We start from the raw sequence: 15588 nt of genomic DNA, 5'->3' as shown, positions 1-15588 counted from the left end.
CGCAGGAGATGGGTGAGCTTCCCTCGGCCGCGGTTGCCGGGCCGTTTCTGCCCGGTGCCGGGCGGATTGACCCGGTTGCCGTTCTGGCCGCCATCGCTGCCGAGGCGCTGCCGATCCTCGCCGAAGGCGGCGAGCCGCGGGCGGCGCGGGCGGTTGCCGTGCGCCACCTCGCGGTGGCCAAGGCGGCGGCCAATGCGGCCCTTGCCGAAGCTTTTCGTGCCCGGCCCCGCGATGCCCGCCCGCTTGTCGCCGCGCAGGCGGCGCTGACCGATGCGCTGGTGGGGGTGGCCCTGCGGGTGGCGCGCGACCTTCTGCACCCTTTGGCCAACCCGACCGAGGCGGAGCGGATAGCCGTCCTTGCTGTCGGCGGCTATGGCCGGGCCGAGATGGCGCCGCATTCCGATGTGGACCTGCTGTTCCTGACGCCGTGGAAGATCACCCCCTGGGCGGAAAGCGTCATCGAATCGATGCTTTACATGCTCTGGGATCTCAAGCTGAAGGTGGGTCACGCCAGCCGCACGGTGAAGGACTGCCTGCGGCTGGGGCGTGAGGATATCACCATCCGCACCGCCCTGCTTGAACATCGCTTTGTCGCGGGCCATGCCCCCCTTGCTGCCGAATTGGGCGACCGGCTCTGGTCTGAGTTGTTCCGCAATACCGGGCCCGAATTCATCGAGGCCAAGCTCGCCGAACGGGCCGAGCGGCACCGCCGGCAGGGCGGGCAACGCTATGTGCTTGAGCCGAATGTCAAAGAGGCCAAGGGCGGGTTGCGCGACCTGCAAACGCTTTACTGGATTGGCAAATACCTCAACCGCGTGCCCTCGGCGGCGGGGCTGGTCGGGGCGGGGCTTTTCACTGCGGACGAGTTCGCCACCTTCCAGCGCGCCGAAGAGTTCCTCTGGGCCGCCCGCTGTCATATGCATTACATCACCGCCCGCGCCACCGATCAGTTGACCTTCGATTTGCAGGTCGAGGTGGCCGCGCGCATGGGCTACCGTGACAGCGGCGGTCGGCGGGCGGTCGAAATCTTCATGCAGGATTACTTCCGCCATGCCACCCGCGTCGGCGAGCTGACCCGCATCTTCCTGACCGAGCTTGAGGCCCGCCATGCCAAGCCCGAAGCGCGGCTGAAGGGCCTGTTCGGGCGCCACAAGGTGAAACCGGGATACAAACTGGTGCAGGGCCGCATCGACGTGGCCGATCCGGCGAAATTCCTGACCGACAAGCTGAACCTCTTGCGGGTGTTCGAAGAGGGGCTGCGCTCGGGCTATCTGCTGCATCCCAATGTCATGCGGCTGGTGGCGGGGCAGTTGCACCTGATTGACGATGACATGCGCGACAACCCCGAAGCGCAGCGCATCTTCCTTGACCTGATGCTGAAACACGGCAACCCGGAACGTTCGCTGCGGCGGATGAACGAATTGGGCGTTCTGTCAGCCTTCCTGCCCGAGTTTGAGCCGGTCGTGGCGATGATGCAGTTCAACGTCTATCACCATTACACGGTGGACGAGCATATCATCCAGACCATCTCTACCCTTGCCCAGATCGAGCGGGGGGAGCTGATCGAGGATCTGCCGCTGTCCTCCTCCATCCTCAAGGCGGGGGTGAACCGGCGGGTGCTGTATGTGGCGCTGCTGCTGCATGACATCGGCAAGGGTCGGCCCGAGGATCATTCCATCATCGGCGCGCAGATTGCGCGGCGGGTTGCGCCGCGGTTGGGCCTGAACGAGGAAGAAAGCGAAACCGTCGAATGGCTGGTGCGCTATCACCTGCTGATGTCCGACATGGCGCAGAAGCGTGACATCGGCGACCCGCGCACGGTGCGCGACTTTGCCAAGGCGGTGAAGACCCGCAAGCGGCTGGACCTTTTGACGGTGCTGACGGTCTGCGACATCCGCGGCGTGGGACCGGACACCTGGAACAACTGGAAGGCCATGCTGCTGCGCCAGCTTTACCGGCTGACCGCCGAGGCGCTGGAAGGCGGGCTGGAACATTACAACCGCGAAAAGCGCGAGGATGAGGCGAAGGCCGCCCTGCGCGCCCGGCTGGCCGACTGGACCGCGGAAGAGATCAACCGCGAATGCGGGCGGCACTATGCGCCCTATTGGCAGGGGCTGACCACCGACACGCAAGAGGTCTTCGCCCGGATGCTCAAGGGTCTGGGCGATGATGAAATCCGCATCGACCTGCACCCGGATTCCGGGCGCGATGCCACGCGGGCGGCTTTCGCGCTGGCTGACCATCCGGGCATCTTCTCGCGGCTTGCCGGGGCGCTGGCGCTGGTGGGGGCCAATGTGGTCGATGCGCGGACCTATACCTCAAAGGACGGCTATGCGACGCCGGTCTTCTGGGTGCAGGACCGCGAGGGCAAACCCTATGAGGTGGCGGGCCTGCCACGCCTGCGCCAGATGATCGAAAAGACCCTGCGCGGCGAGGTGGTGGCCCGGCAGGCGCTTGCCGGCCGTGACAAGGTGAAAAAGCGCGAGCGCGAGTTCCGCTTTCCCACCCATATCACCTTCGACAACGAAGGGTCGGAAATCTACACCATCATCGAGGTTGATACCCGCGACCGGCCCGGGCTGCTTTATGATCTGACCCGGACGCTGGCGGCCAACAACATCTATATCGCCAGCGCGGTGATTGCGACCTATGGGGCGCAGGTGGTGGACAGCTTCTATGTCAAGGACATGTTCGGGCTGAAGCTGCACGCCAAGGGCAAGCAGGAAAGCCTTGACCGCAAGCTGCGGCAGGCCATCACCGAGGGCGCCGAACGGGCGCAGACGCTGTAATGGATCTGATCCTCTGGCCCGGCGGAAAGGCGTCCCGATGAAACCCATCTCGCTCATGCGGTCGGTGGTGACGGTCGGCGGCTGGACCCTGCTGTCGCGCGGGGTGGGCTTTGCGCGTGACATGATGATCGCGGCCTATCTCGGCGCCGGGCCGGTGGCCGATGCCTTTAACGTCGCCTTCTCGCTGCCCAACATGTTCCGCCGCTTCTTTGCCGAGGGCGCCTTCAACATGGCCTTCGTGCCGATGTTCGCCAAAAAGCTGGAAGGCGGCGAGGATGCGCAACGCTTTGCCGAAGATGCCTTTACCGGCATGGCGGCGCTGCTGTTTGTGTTTTCGATCCTTGGCACGCTGGCCATGCCCTGGCTGGTCTGGGCCATGGCTTCGGGCTTTGCGGGCGATGCGCGGTTCGACCTTGCGGTGACCTATGGCGAGATCGGCTTCAACTATATCCTTTTCATCTCGCTGGTGGCGCTGCTCTCGGGGGTGCTGAACGCCCATGGCCGTTTTACCGAGGCGGGGTTCGTGCCGGTCCTGCTGAACCTGATCTTCATTGCCGCCATGATGCTGGCGGCGTGGGCGGGTTGGGATATGGGGCTGACGCTGGCCTGGTGCGTGCCGGTGACGGGGGTGGTGCAACTGGCCTTCACCTGGATTTCGGCCTGGCGGATCGGGTTCCGGCTGCATCTGCGGCTGCCGCGTCTGACGCCCGATCTGCGGCGGCTGGCGGCGATTGCGGCGCCTGCCGTGCTGGCCGGGGGGGTTGTGCAGGTCAACCTTTTGGTGGGCCGTCAGGTGGCGAGCTATACCGAAGGGGCGGTCACCTGGCTAGTGCTGGCGGACCGGCTTTACCAACTGCCGCTGGGGGTGGTGGGCATCGCCATCGGCACCGTCCTGTTGCCCGACCTGTCGCGCCGCCTGCGCGCCGGCGATGCGACAGGCGGGCGGGCCAGTTTCAACCGCGGCACCGAGTTTGGGCTGTTCCTGACCCTGCCTGCCGCCGTGGCGCTGGTGGTGATCGCGCTGCCGCTGACGCAGGTGCTGTATCAGCGCGGCGCCTTCGGGGCGGCGGATACGGCGGCAACGGCACTGGCGCTGGCGATCTATGGCGCCGGTCTGCCGGCTTTCGTGCTGCACAAGGTTCTGCAACCTCTGTTCTATGCCCGGGAGGACAGCCGCAGCCCCTTCCGCTATGCGGTGATTTCCATGGTGGTGAATGCCGGGCTGGCGCTGGGTCTGATGCCGGTTCTGGGCTTTGCCGCCGCCGCCTGGGCCACGACGATTTCGGGCTGGATCATGGTGGCGCAGCTTTGGTGGGGTTCGCGCCGGATCGGGCCCGAGGCGCAACTGGACGACCGCCTGCGCCAGCGGCTACCACGGATTCTGGTGGCCTGTGCGGTCATGGCGGTCGTGCTGTGGTTCGGGGCGCGGCTTCTGGCCGAGGCGCTTGTCAGCCCCGGCTGGCGCTATGGCGCGCTGGCGCTGTTGGTCGGGGCAGGGATGGTCAGCTATTTCGGCACGGCGATGGCGCTGGGCGCCTTCCGCCTGTCCGACCTGCGCGGGATGCGGCGCAGGGGGTGAGGCGGATGGGCAGATTGCCCATCCTACCGGACCCGTAGGATGGGCAATCTGCCCATCCTGCCTTACCCCAAACGATAGCTCGACGCGGTGACGCCACCAAACAACCCGGTGTCGTGGTAGACCTGCCGCGCGGTCTCGCCTTCGGCGGCGCCGACCACCGCCCAGATCGGCGCAAAATGGTCCTCTTGCGCGTGGCAGACCCGGGCATAGGGCGCGCTTTCCCAATCCACCAAGGCGGCGCTCCGCGTGGCGGGATCGGCGGCCATCACTTTTGCCAGCCAGGCGTCGAAGGCTTCGGACGGCACCTTGGCGCCCGGCCCGAAGAGCCGCAGGTTATGATAGCTCAGGCCCGAGCCGACGATCAGCACGCCTTCATCGCGCAGGGGCGCAAGCGCGCGGCCAAGCGCAAGATGGGTTGCCGGATCATAGCCCTTCTGCAGCGAAATCTGGAACACCGGCACCGAGGCATCGGGATACATCACGAAGGCGGGCACGAAACAGCCGTGGTCAAAGCCTTGGCTGGCGTCCAGCCGCACCGGCAGCCCCGCCGCCGCGATCAGATCGGCCGCCTTGCGGGCCAGATCGGGGGCGCCGGGGGCGGGATATTTGATCTGAAACGTCTCGGGCGGAAAGCCGTGATAGTCATAGACCATCGGCGGGTTGGCCGAGGTCATCACCGCAAAACTCTCTTCCTCCCAATGGCCCGAGATCATCAGGATGGCTTTGGGCCGCTCGGGCAGATCCTTGACCATCTGCACGAAACTGGCTTCGAGGTTTTTGAACATGGCGCGCCAGTCGGGCATCCAGGGCCAGGGGCCGCCGCCGTGGCTGATGAAATAGGTGGGCATCCGGGTGGTCATTGCGGTCTCCATTGCGGGGATGGCGCAAAGATGGGGCAGGGCAGCTTTGCGCGCAACGTAAAGAAAGGGGCCGCTATCGCGGCAAAGACGTGCAGGATTGCACAAGTTGGCGCCGATGCCTTGCACTTTCCCGTGGCGCCCTGTCATAGTCCGCCATCACTTCGTGACAGGGAGTCTCACATGAAAATCGCTGCCGCCCTTCTGGGCCAAGTTCTGGGCCTGACGCTTGCCTTTGCCCCCGCCGCCTTTGCCGAAACCCTGCCCGATCTGGCGGGCCGCGAAGTGGTGATCGTGACCGAGAATGCCTATCCGCCGCTGCAATTCCTCGATGCTTCGGGCGCGGCGGTGGGCTGGGAATATGATGCCGTGGCGGAAATCGCCAAGCGGCTGAACATCACTGTGAAATATGAGAATATCAGTTGGGACGCGATGATCCCCGCCGTTTCGGAAGGGCAGTATGACCTTGGCATGACCGGCATCACCATCCGCGACGACCGCAAGGAAAAGGTCGATTTCTCGGACAGCTACATGACCTCGGAAATGGTCATGCTGGTGCGCGGGGATGAGACCCGCTTTGCCGACAAGGCCGGCTTTGCCGCCAATCCCGAACTGCTGATGGCCGCGCAGCCCGGCACCACGCCCTTCTATGTCGGCGTCTATGAGGTGCTGGACGGCAATGAGGCGAACCCGCGCATCAAGCTGTTTGAAACCTTCGGCGCCACGGTCGAGGCGCTGAAAGCGGGCGATGTGGACCTTGTGCTGACCGATGGCACGGCGGGCGCCGGCTATGTCGAGGCTTCGGGCGGCGGGCTGAAGATCGTCGGCGAAAAGCTGGGGACCGAGGATTTCGGTTTCATCTTTCCCAAAGGCTCCGACCTCGTGGCGCCCTTCAATGCCGCGATTGCCAGCCTGAAGGCCGATGGCACAATCGACGCGCTGAACAAGAAATGGTTCCTCGACTACAAGATGGGCCAATGACCTGAGCCCGGCGGCGGGCGCGAGGCAAGCCTCGCGCCCGCCGCCCCCTCGCGGATGACCCCGAATCCCAAACCCGACAGCGATTTTCCCTGGTGGCTGGTGATCCTTGCGGTCACCGGCGCCGTTTTGTTCTGGGAAGTGGCCACCAGCGATGTCTATGGTGCCGCGCTGCGGACGCTGGCCAAGGGCATTCTGGTGACGGTGATCGTTGCGGTGGTGGCTTATCTGGGGGCCTGTGCCCTTGGGCTTGGTCTTGCCGTCATGGGCCTGTCGCGCCACCTCTGGCTGCGCCAGACCGCGCGGCTTTACATCGAGGTGATGCGCGGCATCCCGATCATCGTTCTGCTGCTCTATGTCGCCTTCGTGCTGGCGCCGGGGCTGGTCTGGCTGGTCAATCAGGTGGCCGAGCCTTTGGGCCTGCCCCTGTGGAAGACCCGGGATTTCCCCCTGATCGCGCGGGCGGTGATCGCGCTGATGCTGGCCTATTCCGCCTTTCTGGCCGAGATTTTCCGCGCCGGATTGCAGGCGGTGGACAAGGGGCAGGTCGAGGCGGGGCAGGCGCTTGGCCTGACGGGTTGGCAGCGGTTCCGCCATATCGTCTTTCCGCAGGCGTTCCGCATGATCCTGCCGCCCTTGGGCAATGATTTCGTGGCCATGGTCAAGGATTCCTCGCTGGTCTCGGTGCTGGGGGTCAGCGACATCACGCAACTGGCCAAGGTGACGGCGGCGGGAAATTTCCGTTATTTCGAAACCTATAACGTCGCGGCGCTGCTCTATCTGACCATGACCATCGGGCTGTCGCTGATCCTGCGGCGGATCGAGGCACGGTTGCGGCAGCGCGAGCGCTGACTGCGGAAGGGCTGGCACTTGGCTGGGGCAGGGGCTAGCCTGCCTGCCAAAGGAGACCTGCCGATGAATGCCCTGCTGACCGACTGGACCGGCGACTTCGCCCTGCCGCCCTTTGCCGCGATCACCGATGCCGATTTCGCCCCCGCCTTCGATGCGGCGCTGGAACAGGCCCGGGCCAATATCGCGGCGATTGCCGGGAACCCCGAGGCGCCGGATTTCGCCAATACCATTGCCGCGCTGGAAGGGGCCGAGGCGCTGCTCGACCGGGTGTCGGGGGTGTTCTACAATCTTGCCGGGGCGGATTCGAATGACGCGCGCGAGGCGTTGCAGCGCGAGCTGGCGCCGAAAATGTCGGCCTTCGCGTCTGAGGTGACGAACAATGCCGCCCTCTTCGCCCGGATCGAGGCGCTGTGGCAGGGGCGCGACACGCTGGGTCTTGGCGCCGAGGAATTGCGGGTGCTGACGCTTTACCGGCAGATGTTCGTCCGCTCGGGCGCGCTGTTGCAGGGTGATCAGGCGGAACGGCTGACGGCGGTGAAGGCGCGGCTTGCGGTGCTGGGGACAGAGTTCAGCCAGAACCTTCTGGCCGAAGAGCGCGGCTGGTTCATGGTCCTGTCAGAGCCCGATTTTGAGGGGCTGCCCGATTTCGTGGTGGCTTCGGCCCGGGCTGCGGGCGTGGAGAAAGACGCGGGCGGGCCGGTTGTCACGCTGAACCGCTCGCTCATCGTGCCGTTCCTGCAATTCTCGCCGCGCCGGGCGCTGCGCGAGCGGGCCTATGCGGCCTGGGTGGCGCGCGGCGCCAATGGCAATGCCCATGACAACCGCGCCATCGCCGCCGAAATCCTCGCCCTGCGGCACGAGCGGGCGGCCCTTCTGGGCTATGCCAGCTTTGCCGATTACAAGCTGGAACCCGAGATGGCCAAGACGCCGCAGGCGGTGCGCGACCTGCTGATGCGGGTCTGGGAACCGGCCCGGGCCAAGGCGCTTGCGGATGCCGCCGTGCTGGAGGCGATGCTGCACGCCGATGGTATCGCCGGGCCGCTGGAGCCTTGGGACTGGCGTTACTACAGCGAAAAGCGCCGCAAGGCGGAACATGATCTGGATGAGGCGGCGCTGAAACCCTTCCTCAGCCTTGATGCCATGCTGGCGGCGCAGTTCGATTGTGCCAACCGCCTCTTCGGGCTGGAGTTCCGCGAATTGCCCGGCCCCTTCTATCACCCTGATGTGCGCGGCTGGGAGGTGACCCGCAAGGGCGCCCATGTTGCGGTGTTTCTGGGCGATTACTTCGCGCGCGGCTCGAAACGCTCGGGCGCATGGTGTTCCGCGATGCGCAGCCAGAAGAAACTGGGCGGCGAGGTGCGGCCCATCGTGGTGAATGTCTGCAACTTCGCCAAGGGCGAGCCTTGCCTTCTGTCCTATGACGATGCGCGGACGCTGTTCCACGAATTCGGCCATGCCTTGCATCAGATGCTGTCAGATGTGACCTATGGCTTCATCTCGGGCACCTCGGTTGCCCGCGATTTCGTCGAACTGCCCAGCCAGCTTTACGAACACTGGCTTGAGGTGCCGCAGGTGCTGGAACAGCACGCGCGGCACTGGCAGACGGGCGACGCGATGCCCGCCGAAATGCTGCAACGGTTGCTGGCGGCGGGCACCTATGATCAGGGCTTCGCCACGGTCGAGTTCATTTCTTCGGCGCTGGTCGATCTTGCCTTCCATGAAGGCACGCCACCCGCCGATCCGATGCAGAAACAGGCCGAGGTGCTGGAGGCGATCGGGATGCCGCGCGCCATCAGGATGCGCCACGCCACGCCGCATTTCGCGCATGTCTTCTCGGGTGACGGCTATTCTTCGGGCTATTACAGCTACATGTGGTCCGAGGTGATGGACGCCGATGCCTTTGCCGCCTTTGAAGAGGCGGGCGACCCGTTCGATCCGGCCACGGCGGCGCGGCTGGAAACGTTCATCCTGTCGGCGGGCGGCTCGGAAGAGGCGGATGTGCTTTACACCAAATTCCGTGGCCGGATGCCCGGGGTCGAGCCCTTGCTGAAAGGGCGCGGCCTGCTGGAAACAGCCTGAGCGGCCTGCGCCCGGCGGTTTGCCGCCGGGCGCCTGCGATTACAGTTTCAGCGCCGGGATGATCTGCTTCTTGCGGCTCATCACGCCGGGCAGCACCACCTGATCGCCGCTGACTTTCACACCAAAGCTCGCTTCGGCCAGTTGGCGGACCAGATCGTTCGGCACCAGCAGCGTGGCCTCTTCGCGCAGAATATCCACCACGAACAGAAGCACCTGATCGGCGCCATCCTCGGCAGCAACGCCCGGCATGGCGGCCATCAGGCTGGCCTTGCGGTCCAGCACCACCGCGGGCGCGGTGGTTTCCAGAACCGAGACCCGCAGTTCCTTGCCCGCGACGTTGTATTCCTTGGAATCCATCCGCAGGAGTTCGGCATCCGAAAAGGCCGACACATCGGATTTCGCGGCAAACATCTCGGCGGCGAAGGCCGCGATGTCGAGGCCCAGATCGACGGCCAGTGCCTCGGCCACCGCTTTGTCATGCGGGGTGGTGGTCGGGCTGCGGAAGGCCAGCGTATCGGACAGGATGCAGGACAACATCACGCCCTTGATGGCGCGCGGCGCCTTTGCCAGATCGGCGCCGATGATGTCGTGCATCACGGTGGCGGTGCAGGCCAGCGGGCGGATGATCACATTGATCGGGGTCTTGGTCTTGAGCCCGCCGACCAGCATGTGGTGGTCGATGATCGCCTGCACCTTGGCCTCGTTGATCGAGGGGGGCAGTTCGGCGGGGTTGTTGGTATCGACGATCACCACGCTGTCTTCGGCGGTGACGTCGGCAATGATCTCGGGTTGTTCAAAGCCCCAGTGACGCAGCACAAAGGCGGCTTCGGTGTTGGGCTGACCCAGCAGCACCGCCTTGGCCGGGGTGTTGCGGATTTCGGACAGATACCAGGCCCAGATCAGCGGCGAGCCGGTCGAGTCGGTGTCGGGCGATTTGTGGCCAAGGACGAGGGTGGTCATCGGATATTCCTTCGCAAGGGGGTGCGGTGCTGGCCCCGGACTTACAGCAGCGACCCCGGGTTTGTCACGTGGGCACCGCCGCCTGCGGCCATGCGGCGCGGGATTGCTGCATTGCGGCATCGGTTGACGGGGGGCGGGTGCGGCGGTAACCTGCGCGCCTCTGGATGGAGGGCGGATATCATGGACCTCACGCTCTGAGCCTGCGGGCAAGGAACCCCGGCTGTGGCAGGATGCTGCGGCCCTGACGGCGATCCGGCAGAGGAGTGCCCTGACAATGGACAAGACAGCCTGACCCTTTGGGGTGTCCGGCGCCGCGCTTGGCGTGGCGGTTTTGCAATTTTCAGACAGCGAGGCAGATCATGCCGAAGACGATCCGTTTCCCCGCCGTTCCGGTGGGCCTTTCCGCCATGGCGGAACCCTTTCCCGTCAAACCGGGCAAGCCGCCGCATCTTGCCGTCAAGGGCAAGGCCCCGGGCAAGCACGCAGCCCCCGTGGCGCGGCAGCTTGAGGTGCCCGGCAAGGGCCGCGGGCGTTGAACCCGGCTGCCCTACTGGCCTGCCGGTCACCCGGTTCCGGCGCGGCCTTCCTGCCGGATATACCACAGCACCGCCCCCAGCACGACCGCGCCCCCCGCCAGCGTGGCCGCGTCCGGCGTTTCGGCAAAGACCAGCCAGACCCAGAGCGGCGTCATCGGCGTTTCCAGCGCCGACAATAGGGCGGTGCGCACCGCCGGCAGGTGGCGCGAGCCCAGAATGAACAGCGCCAGCGCCATCGTGGTGTTTACCAGTCCAAAGGCCGCCAGCAGCCCCAGCATGGGGCCATCCAGCCCCTCCATCCGCGCGAAGGGCAGGCAGACCAGTGGCGCCCAGACCGCCGAAAGCGTGCCGGCCGCCAGTGTGGGCATCCCCGGATTGGCGCGGGCAATCCCCATCATCGCGGCCGCTGTCAGCATCATTCCCAGCGCCATCAGGTCGCCCGTCCAGTGGCCGTCGCTGCCCAGCCCCACCATCGCCACCGCCCCCAGAAGGGCGAGGGCCGAGGCGATCATCGCCGCCCGCGACGGCACTTCGGACAGGAAAAGCCAGCCGACGGCAGCCGCGGCAAAGGGCACGGTGGCATAGATGATCGAGACATGCGCGACCGAGGTGTTTTGCAGCGCCCCGATGAAGAACAGCATCCCCAGCCCCGAGGCCAGCGCATAGCTGACCCCGGCCCAGCCCAGCCGGGCAAAGTCGCGCAGGCCCGCGACACCGCGCAGCGCCAGCAGCAGGATGAACAGCCCAGCCGCCCCGGAAAGCCCGCGAAACAGGATCATCGTGGCGGTATCGGTCTGGATCGCGCGGCTGAACAGGCCAGATGTGCTCCACCCAAGGGCCGAGCCGAAGACCATCAGCCCGGCAAGGCGGGCGGTTGCCGGCTGTGTCATGCGTGCAAACCCATGGGATGCGGTGCCTTGGGCAGGCCGGGCCATTGCGCCGGATCATGGCCATAGATCAGCCGGGCGCCCATCGCATCGCGCAGCGCAAACAGGCGCGCGGCAGAGCGGGCAGCCTCAACCGGGTCATCGGCATCGGGAAAGCCTTCGTCCGGTTCGCTGGCGCGGTTGATGGCATCGGCGGTCAGGATCAGCGGCGGCTGATCCGGCAATTCCACCAGAACCGACAGATGGCCGGGCGTGTGGCCCGGTGTCGGGATCAGCGTCAGGCCATGGCAAAGCTGCGTCTGCGCGGTGACGGGCTGCATGCGCAGCGCGGCGGGCCATGCCCACGGGCTGCGCCCGTTCCACCAGATCGGCGCGGGCAGGGCAGCTTCGGCGGCCCCCAGCCAGAGCGGGCAGGAGAGGAGCGGCAGGCCCCCGGCATGGTCGATATGGCCATGGGTCAGGATGCAGCCATGGATATCGGCAGGTGTCAGTCCCAGCAGCGCCAGTTGCCCCGGCAGGATCCGCGCCGCCGAATGGCCGATCAACCGCCCGAACCCCGCCAGCCCGTCGCGCGCCGCCGCCGCTTTGGGATCCGTCGCGTAAAGCGGGTCAAAGCCGGTGTCGATCAGCAGGTTCACCCCGCCGTCGGTGCGGGCGAGAAAGCCGGGAATCCCGATCTGGCGCTTGCCCGGGCCGACATCGAACAGCCCGAAATCCAGCACGAAAAGCGCGCTCAGGCGATGGTCGGCGATGTGCTGCACGCTTGTCCCCGTGGTTCTGGTTAGGGTTTGGTCGGCGGTTTATGGCGCAAGCGGGGTGATGGCAAAGCCGCGCTCTGCCAAGAGGTTCAGCACCCCCGCCTCACCCGAGAGATGCAGCGCGCCGAATGCGACAAGCACCGGCCCGCGCGCTGCCGCCTCTTCGATGATCGGCACCCATGCCCGGTTGCGGCCGGAAATCATCGCCCTGTCCATCTGCGCAAACTCTTCGGCAACGGTTTCGGGCGTCTGGCCGGGCAGTTGCAGGCTTTGCACCTGCATGAACTCCCAGACCAGACGGCTTTCTCCGGCGAAATAGGCGGTGGCAAGGGTGGCGCCCATATCTTCGGATCGCGCCTCCATGGCGAGGGTGGAGGTGACCATTTCGATCTGATCGCCGGCGGACATGTCGTCAAACAGCCGCAGCACGGTGTCATAGGGTTCCAGTGCCCGCACCGGCAGGCCGCGGTCGGCGGCGGCCTCGATCAGCATACCGTCCAGACCACGGCTGCCCTGCGTGGCCGCCTCAAGCGCGCAGACCGGAACCGAGAGCAGCAGCGTCAGATACCAAGGTTTCAGCTTGGCCCCCATGAAGGCAGGAATGCCGCGCGCTTGAAGCGCCTCTGACAGGGCCTGCCATTGCTCGGGTGGCAGGGTTTCGGGCAGGGTCGGGCCAGAGGTCTGCACCATCAGCCCGGGTTCTTTGGCCAGCCGGTGCTTGAGGGCTGCCTCTTCCTCGGGGCCGGCCTCGACCAGAAGGAGCGTGGCCTTGTCCAGCGCCGGGGCAAGCTGCGTCAGGGTTTCGGCGTGGCGCGGGTCGTCAAGATGATAGGTGCCGACCAGAATCACCTGTTGCCCGTCCCGGCTGGCCTGCCAGAGATTGCCCCGGGCAAAGGGCGCCGCATCAGCGCGGGCACGCAGCGCGGCCTGCTGGGTGACAGGTAGGGCGGCGATAAGGTCGTTGCCCACACAATCGGCAAGGCCAGGCAGCGGGGCAAGGCAAAGGGCGGCAAGGGCAAGAAGGCGGCGCATGGTCAGGTCATCCTGTATGAGGATGCAGCCTTGCACGCGCCGCCGCCCGGGCCAAGGGGGCAGGGCGGCCGATCGCCCCCGGTCTGCGCGGAAAAGAGCCTGCCGCAGCGGCGCAAACCCAAGGATTTTCGGCAGCCGGGTGTTGACTCGCGCCCGGTCCTTGCCTAGCTACAGCTTCGTTAGCACTCGCCTTGGCTGAGTGCTAATCGCAATCAAACCTGGAAACCTTAGGGAGTGTTACCAGATGGCTTTCAAACCGCTGCATGACCGCGTGCTGGTCAAGCGTGTCCAGTCCGAAGAAAAAACCAAGGGCGGGCTGATCATCCCGGAAACCGCCAAGGAAAAGCCCGCTGAAGGCGAGATCGTGGCCGTCGGTGAAGGCGCGCGCAAGGATTCGGGCGAGCTGATCGCACCGTCGGTCAAGACCGGCGACCGCATCCTGTTCGGCAAATGGTCGGGCACCGAGGTTACCCTCGACGGTCAGGAACTGCTGATCATGAAGGAAAGCGACATTCTCGGCATCATCGCCTGAGGACGCCTTCCCGAACCGGGATGGGCAGATTGCCCATCCTACGCGAAACCCAATTCTGAGGAGTCTGCACTATGGGTGCGAAAGACGTTCGTTTTGATACCGATGCCCGCGACCGCATGCTGCGCGGCGTGAACATCCTTGCCGATGCCGTGAAGGTGACCCTGGGCCCGAAAGGCCGCAACGTGGTGATCGAAAAGTCCTTCGGCGCGCCGCGCATCACCAAGGACGGTGTGTCGGTTGCCAAGGAAATCGAACTGGCCGACAAGTTCGAGAACATGGGCGCCCAGATGGTGAAGGAAGTCGCTTCCCGCACCAATGACGAAGCGGGTGACGGCACCACCACCGCCACCGTTCTGGCGCAAGCCATCGTCAAGGAAGGCATGAAGGCGGTTGCCGCCGGCATGAACCCGATGGATCTGAAGCGCGGCATCGACCTGGCCACCACCAAGGTTGTCGCGGCCATCAAGGCCGCCGCCCGTCCGGTCAAGGACACCGCCGAAGTTGCACAAGTCGGCACCATCTCGGCCAATGGCGAGGCCGAAATCGGCCGTCAGATCGCCGATGCGATGCAGAAGGTCGGCAACGAGGGTGTGATCACCGTCGAAGAGAACAAGGGCCTGGAAACCACCACCGACGTGGTTGAAGGCATGCAGTTCGACCGCGGCTATCTGTCGCCCTACTTCGTCACCAATGCCGACAAGATGATTGCCGAGCTGGAAGACGCCTTCATCCTGCTGCATGAGAAGAAGCTCTCGTCGCTGCAGCCGATGGTTCCGCTGCTGGAAGCCGTGATCCAGTCGCAGCGCCCGCTGGTCATCGTGGCCGAAGACGTGGAAGGCGAGGCTCTGGCCACGCTGGTCGTCAACAAGCTGCGCGGCGGTCTGAAGATTGCTGCCGTCAAGGCTCCGGGCTTCGGCGACCGCCGCAAGGCCATGCTGCAAGACATCGCCATCCTGACCGGCGGTCAGGTGATCAGCGACGATCTGGGCATGAAGCTGGAATCGGTGACCATCGACATGCTGGGCCGTGCCAAGAAGATTTCGATCAACAAGGACAACACCACCATCGTCGATGGCGCTGGTGACAAGGCCGAGATCGAAGCCCGCGTCGGCCAGATCCGCGCGCAGATCGAGGAAACCACCTCGGACTACGACCGCGAAAAGCTGCAAGAGCGTGTGGCCAAGTTGGCAGGCGGCGTTGCCGTCATCCGCGTCGGCGGCATGACCGAAGTCGAAGTGAAAGAGCGCAAGGACCGCGTTGACGACGCGCTGAACGCCACCCGCGCTGCGGTTCAGGAAGGCATCGTCGTCGGCGGCGGCGTGGCCCTGATCCAGGCCGGCAAGTCGCTTGACGGTCTGACCGGCGTCAACTCCGACCAGAATGCCGGTATCGCCATCGTGCGCCGCGCTCTGGAAGCGCCGCTGCGCCAGATCGCCCAGAACGCGGGCGTTGACGGGGCTGTGGTTGCTGGCAAGGTCCGCGAATCCTCGGATAAGTCCTTTGGCTTCAACGCGCAGACTGAAGAATATGGCGACATGTTCGCTTTCGGCGTGATCGACCCGGCCAAAGTGGTGCGCACCGCTCTGGAAGATGCGGCCTCGGTCGCCTCGCTCCTGATCACCACCGAAGCCATGATCGCCGACAAGCCGGCCGACAAGGCCGCTCCGGCGATGCCGGGCGGCGGCATGGGCGGCGGGATGGACTTCTGATCCGGCTTTTTCCTTACCGGAAAGACGAAAGGGGCCCCTT

Annotated in this window: 13 protein-coding genes; 8 read left to right on the top strand and 5 right to left on the bottom strand. The window is 65.5% G+C overall.

All coding sequences use genetic code 11. The features are described from left to right. Nucleotides 1–8 precede the first annotated feature (8 nt). Both HS053_RS14995 and murJ read left to right on the top strand, forming a co-directional pair. Nucleotides 9–2789 carry a [protein-PII] uridylyltransferase gene (locus tag HS053_RS14995; protein WP_174212079.1) on the top strand — a complete coding sequence of 927 codons (2781 nt, stop codon included), beginning with the start codon at nt 9–11 and terminating at the stop codon, nt 2787–2789. Nucleotides 2790–2826: 37 nt separating this feature from the next. Continuing rightward, on the top strand, nt 2827–4368 hold the full coding sequence (gene murJ / locus HS053_RS14990; protein WP_174212078.1) for a murein biosynthesis integral membrane protein MurJ: 1542 nt from the start codon (nt 2827–2829) through the stop codon (nt 4366–4368). 62 nt (nt 4369–4430) lie between these two features. Here the strand turns inward: murJ and HS053_RS14985 are convergent, their stop codons facing one another. Next, entirely contained in the window at nt 4431–5240 is an 810-nt protein-coding gene (locus HS053_RS14985) for a DODA-type extradiol aromatic ring-opening family dioxygenase (RefSeq protein ID WP_241699883.1), read from the bottom strand. A gap of 168 nt (nt 5241–5408) precedes the next feature. Here HS053_RS14985 and HS053_RS14980 point away from each other — a divergent pair, with 168 nt between their 5' ends. The 3 genes from HS053_RS14980 (at nt 5409) to HS053_RS14970 (ending at nt 9134) form a co-directional block, all read left to right on the top strand. Further along, entirely contained in the window at nt 5409–6206 is a 798-nt protein-coding gene (locus tag HS053_RS14980) for a transporter substrate-binding domain-containing protein (protein ID WP_174212077.1), read from the top strand. A gap of 54 nt (nt 6207–6260) precedes the next feature. Beyond that, on the top strand, nt 6261–7055 hold the full coding sequence (locus HS053_RS14975) for an amino acid ABC transporter permease (RefSeq protein WP_174212076.1): 795 nt from the start codon (nt 6261–6263) through the stop codon (nt 7053–7055). 63 nt (nt 7056–7118) lie between these two features. Beyond that, complete coding sequence (locus HS053_RS14970) at nt 7119–9134, top strand: M3 family metallopeptidase (protein WP_458358899.1); 2016 nt, start codon at nt 7119–7121, stop codon at nt 9132–9134. Nucleotides 9135–9173: 39 nt separating this feature from the next. Here HS053_RS14970 and HS053_RS14965 read toward each other — a convergent pair whose 3' ends face one another. Next, a complete protein-coding gene (locus HS053_RS14965) occupies nt 9174–10094 on the bottom strand; it encodes a manganese-dependent inorganic pyrophosphatase (protein ID WP_174212075.1) in 921 nt (306 codons plus the stop codon). A gap of 359 nt (nt 10095–10453) precedes the next feature. Between HS053_RS14965 and HS053_RS14960 the strand changes: the two genes are divergently transcribed. After that, nucleotides 10454–10630: a hypothetical protein gene (locus tag HS053_RS14960; RefSeq protein WP_174212074.1), complete on the top strand. Its 177-nt coding sequence runs from the start codon at nt 10454–10456 to the stop codon at nt 10628–10630. A 26-nt stretch (nt 10631–10656) separates the two neighbouring features. Here the strand turns inward: HS053_RS14960 and HS053_RS14955 are convergent, their stop codons facing one another. The 3 genes from HS053_RS14955 to HS053_RS14945 are packed head-to-tail and all read right to left on the bottom strand — an operon-like array spanning nt 10657 to nt 13307. Beyond that, nucleotides 10657–11520 (bottom strand): DMT family transporter, encoded by an 864-nt coding sequence (locus tag HS053_RS14955; protein ID WP_174212073.1) that lies wholly within the window; start codon nt 11518–11520, stop codon nt 10657–10659. Further along, a complete protein-coding gene (locus HS053_RS14950; RefSeq protein ID WP_174212072.1) occupies nt 11517–12278 on the bottom strand; it encodes an MBL fold metallo-hydrolase in 762 nt (253 codons plus the stop codon). The genes HS053_RS14955 and HS053_RS14950 overlap by 4 nt, the downstream gene beginning before the upstream one ends. Nucleotides 12279–12317: 39 nt before the next feature. Beyond that, nucleotides 12318–13307: a TraB/GumN family protein gene (locus HS053_RS14945; RefSeq protein ID WP_174212071.1), complete on the bottom strand. Its 990-nt coding sequence runs from the start codon at nt 13305–13307 to the stop codon at nt 12318–12320. Nucleotides 13308–13551: 244 nt separating this feature from the next. Between HS053_RS14945 and groES the strand changes: the two genes are divergently transcribed. Both groES and groL read left to right on the top strand, forming a co-directional pair. Further along, nucleotides 13552–13839, top strand: coding sequence for a co-chaperone GroES (groES, locus tag HS053_RS14940; RefSeq protein ID WP_174212070.1), 288 nt, complete (start codon nt 13552–13554; stop codon nt 13837–13839). A gap of 71 nt (nt 13840–13910) precedes the next feature. Next, nucleotides 13911–15548, top strand: coding sequence for a chaperonin GroEL (groL, locus tag HS053_RS14935; RefSeq protein WP_174212069.1), 1638 nt, complete (start codon nt 13911–13913; stop codon nt 15546–15548). Nucleotides 15549–15588 lie beyond the last annotated feature (40 nt).

Source organism: Tabrizicola fusiformis (genome assembly GCF_013328815.1).
Lineage (GTDB): Bacteria > Pseudomonadota > Alphaproteobacteria > Rhodobacterales > Rhodobacteraceae > Fuscibacter.
Note: the sequence above shows the minus strand (reverse complement) of the source record. Positions and strands in the feature narration are given on the sequence as shown.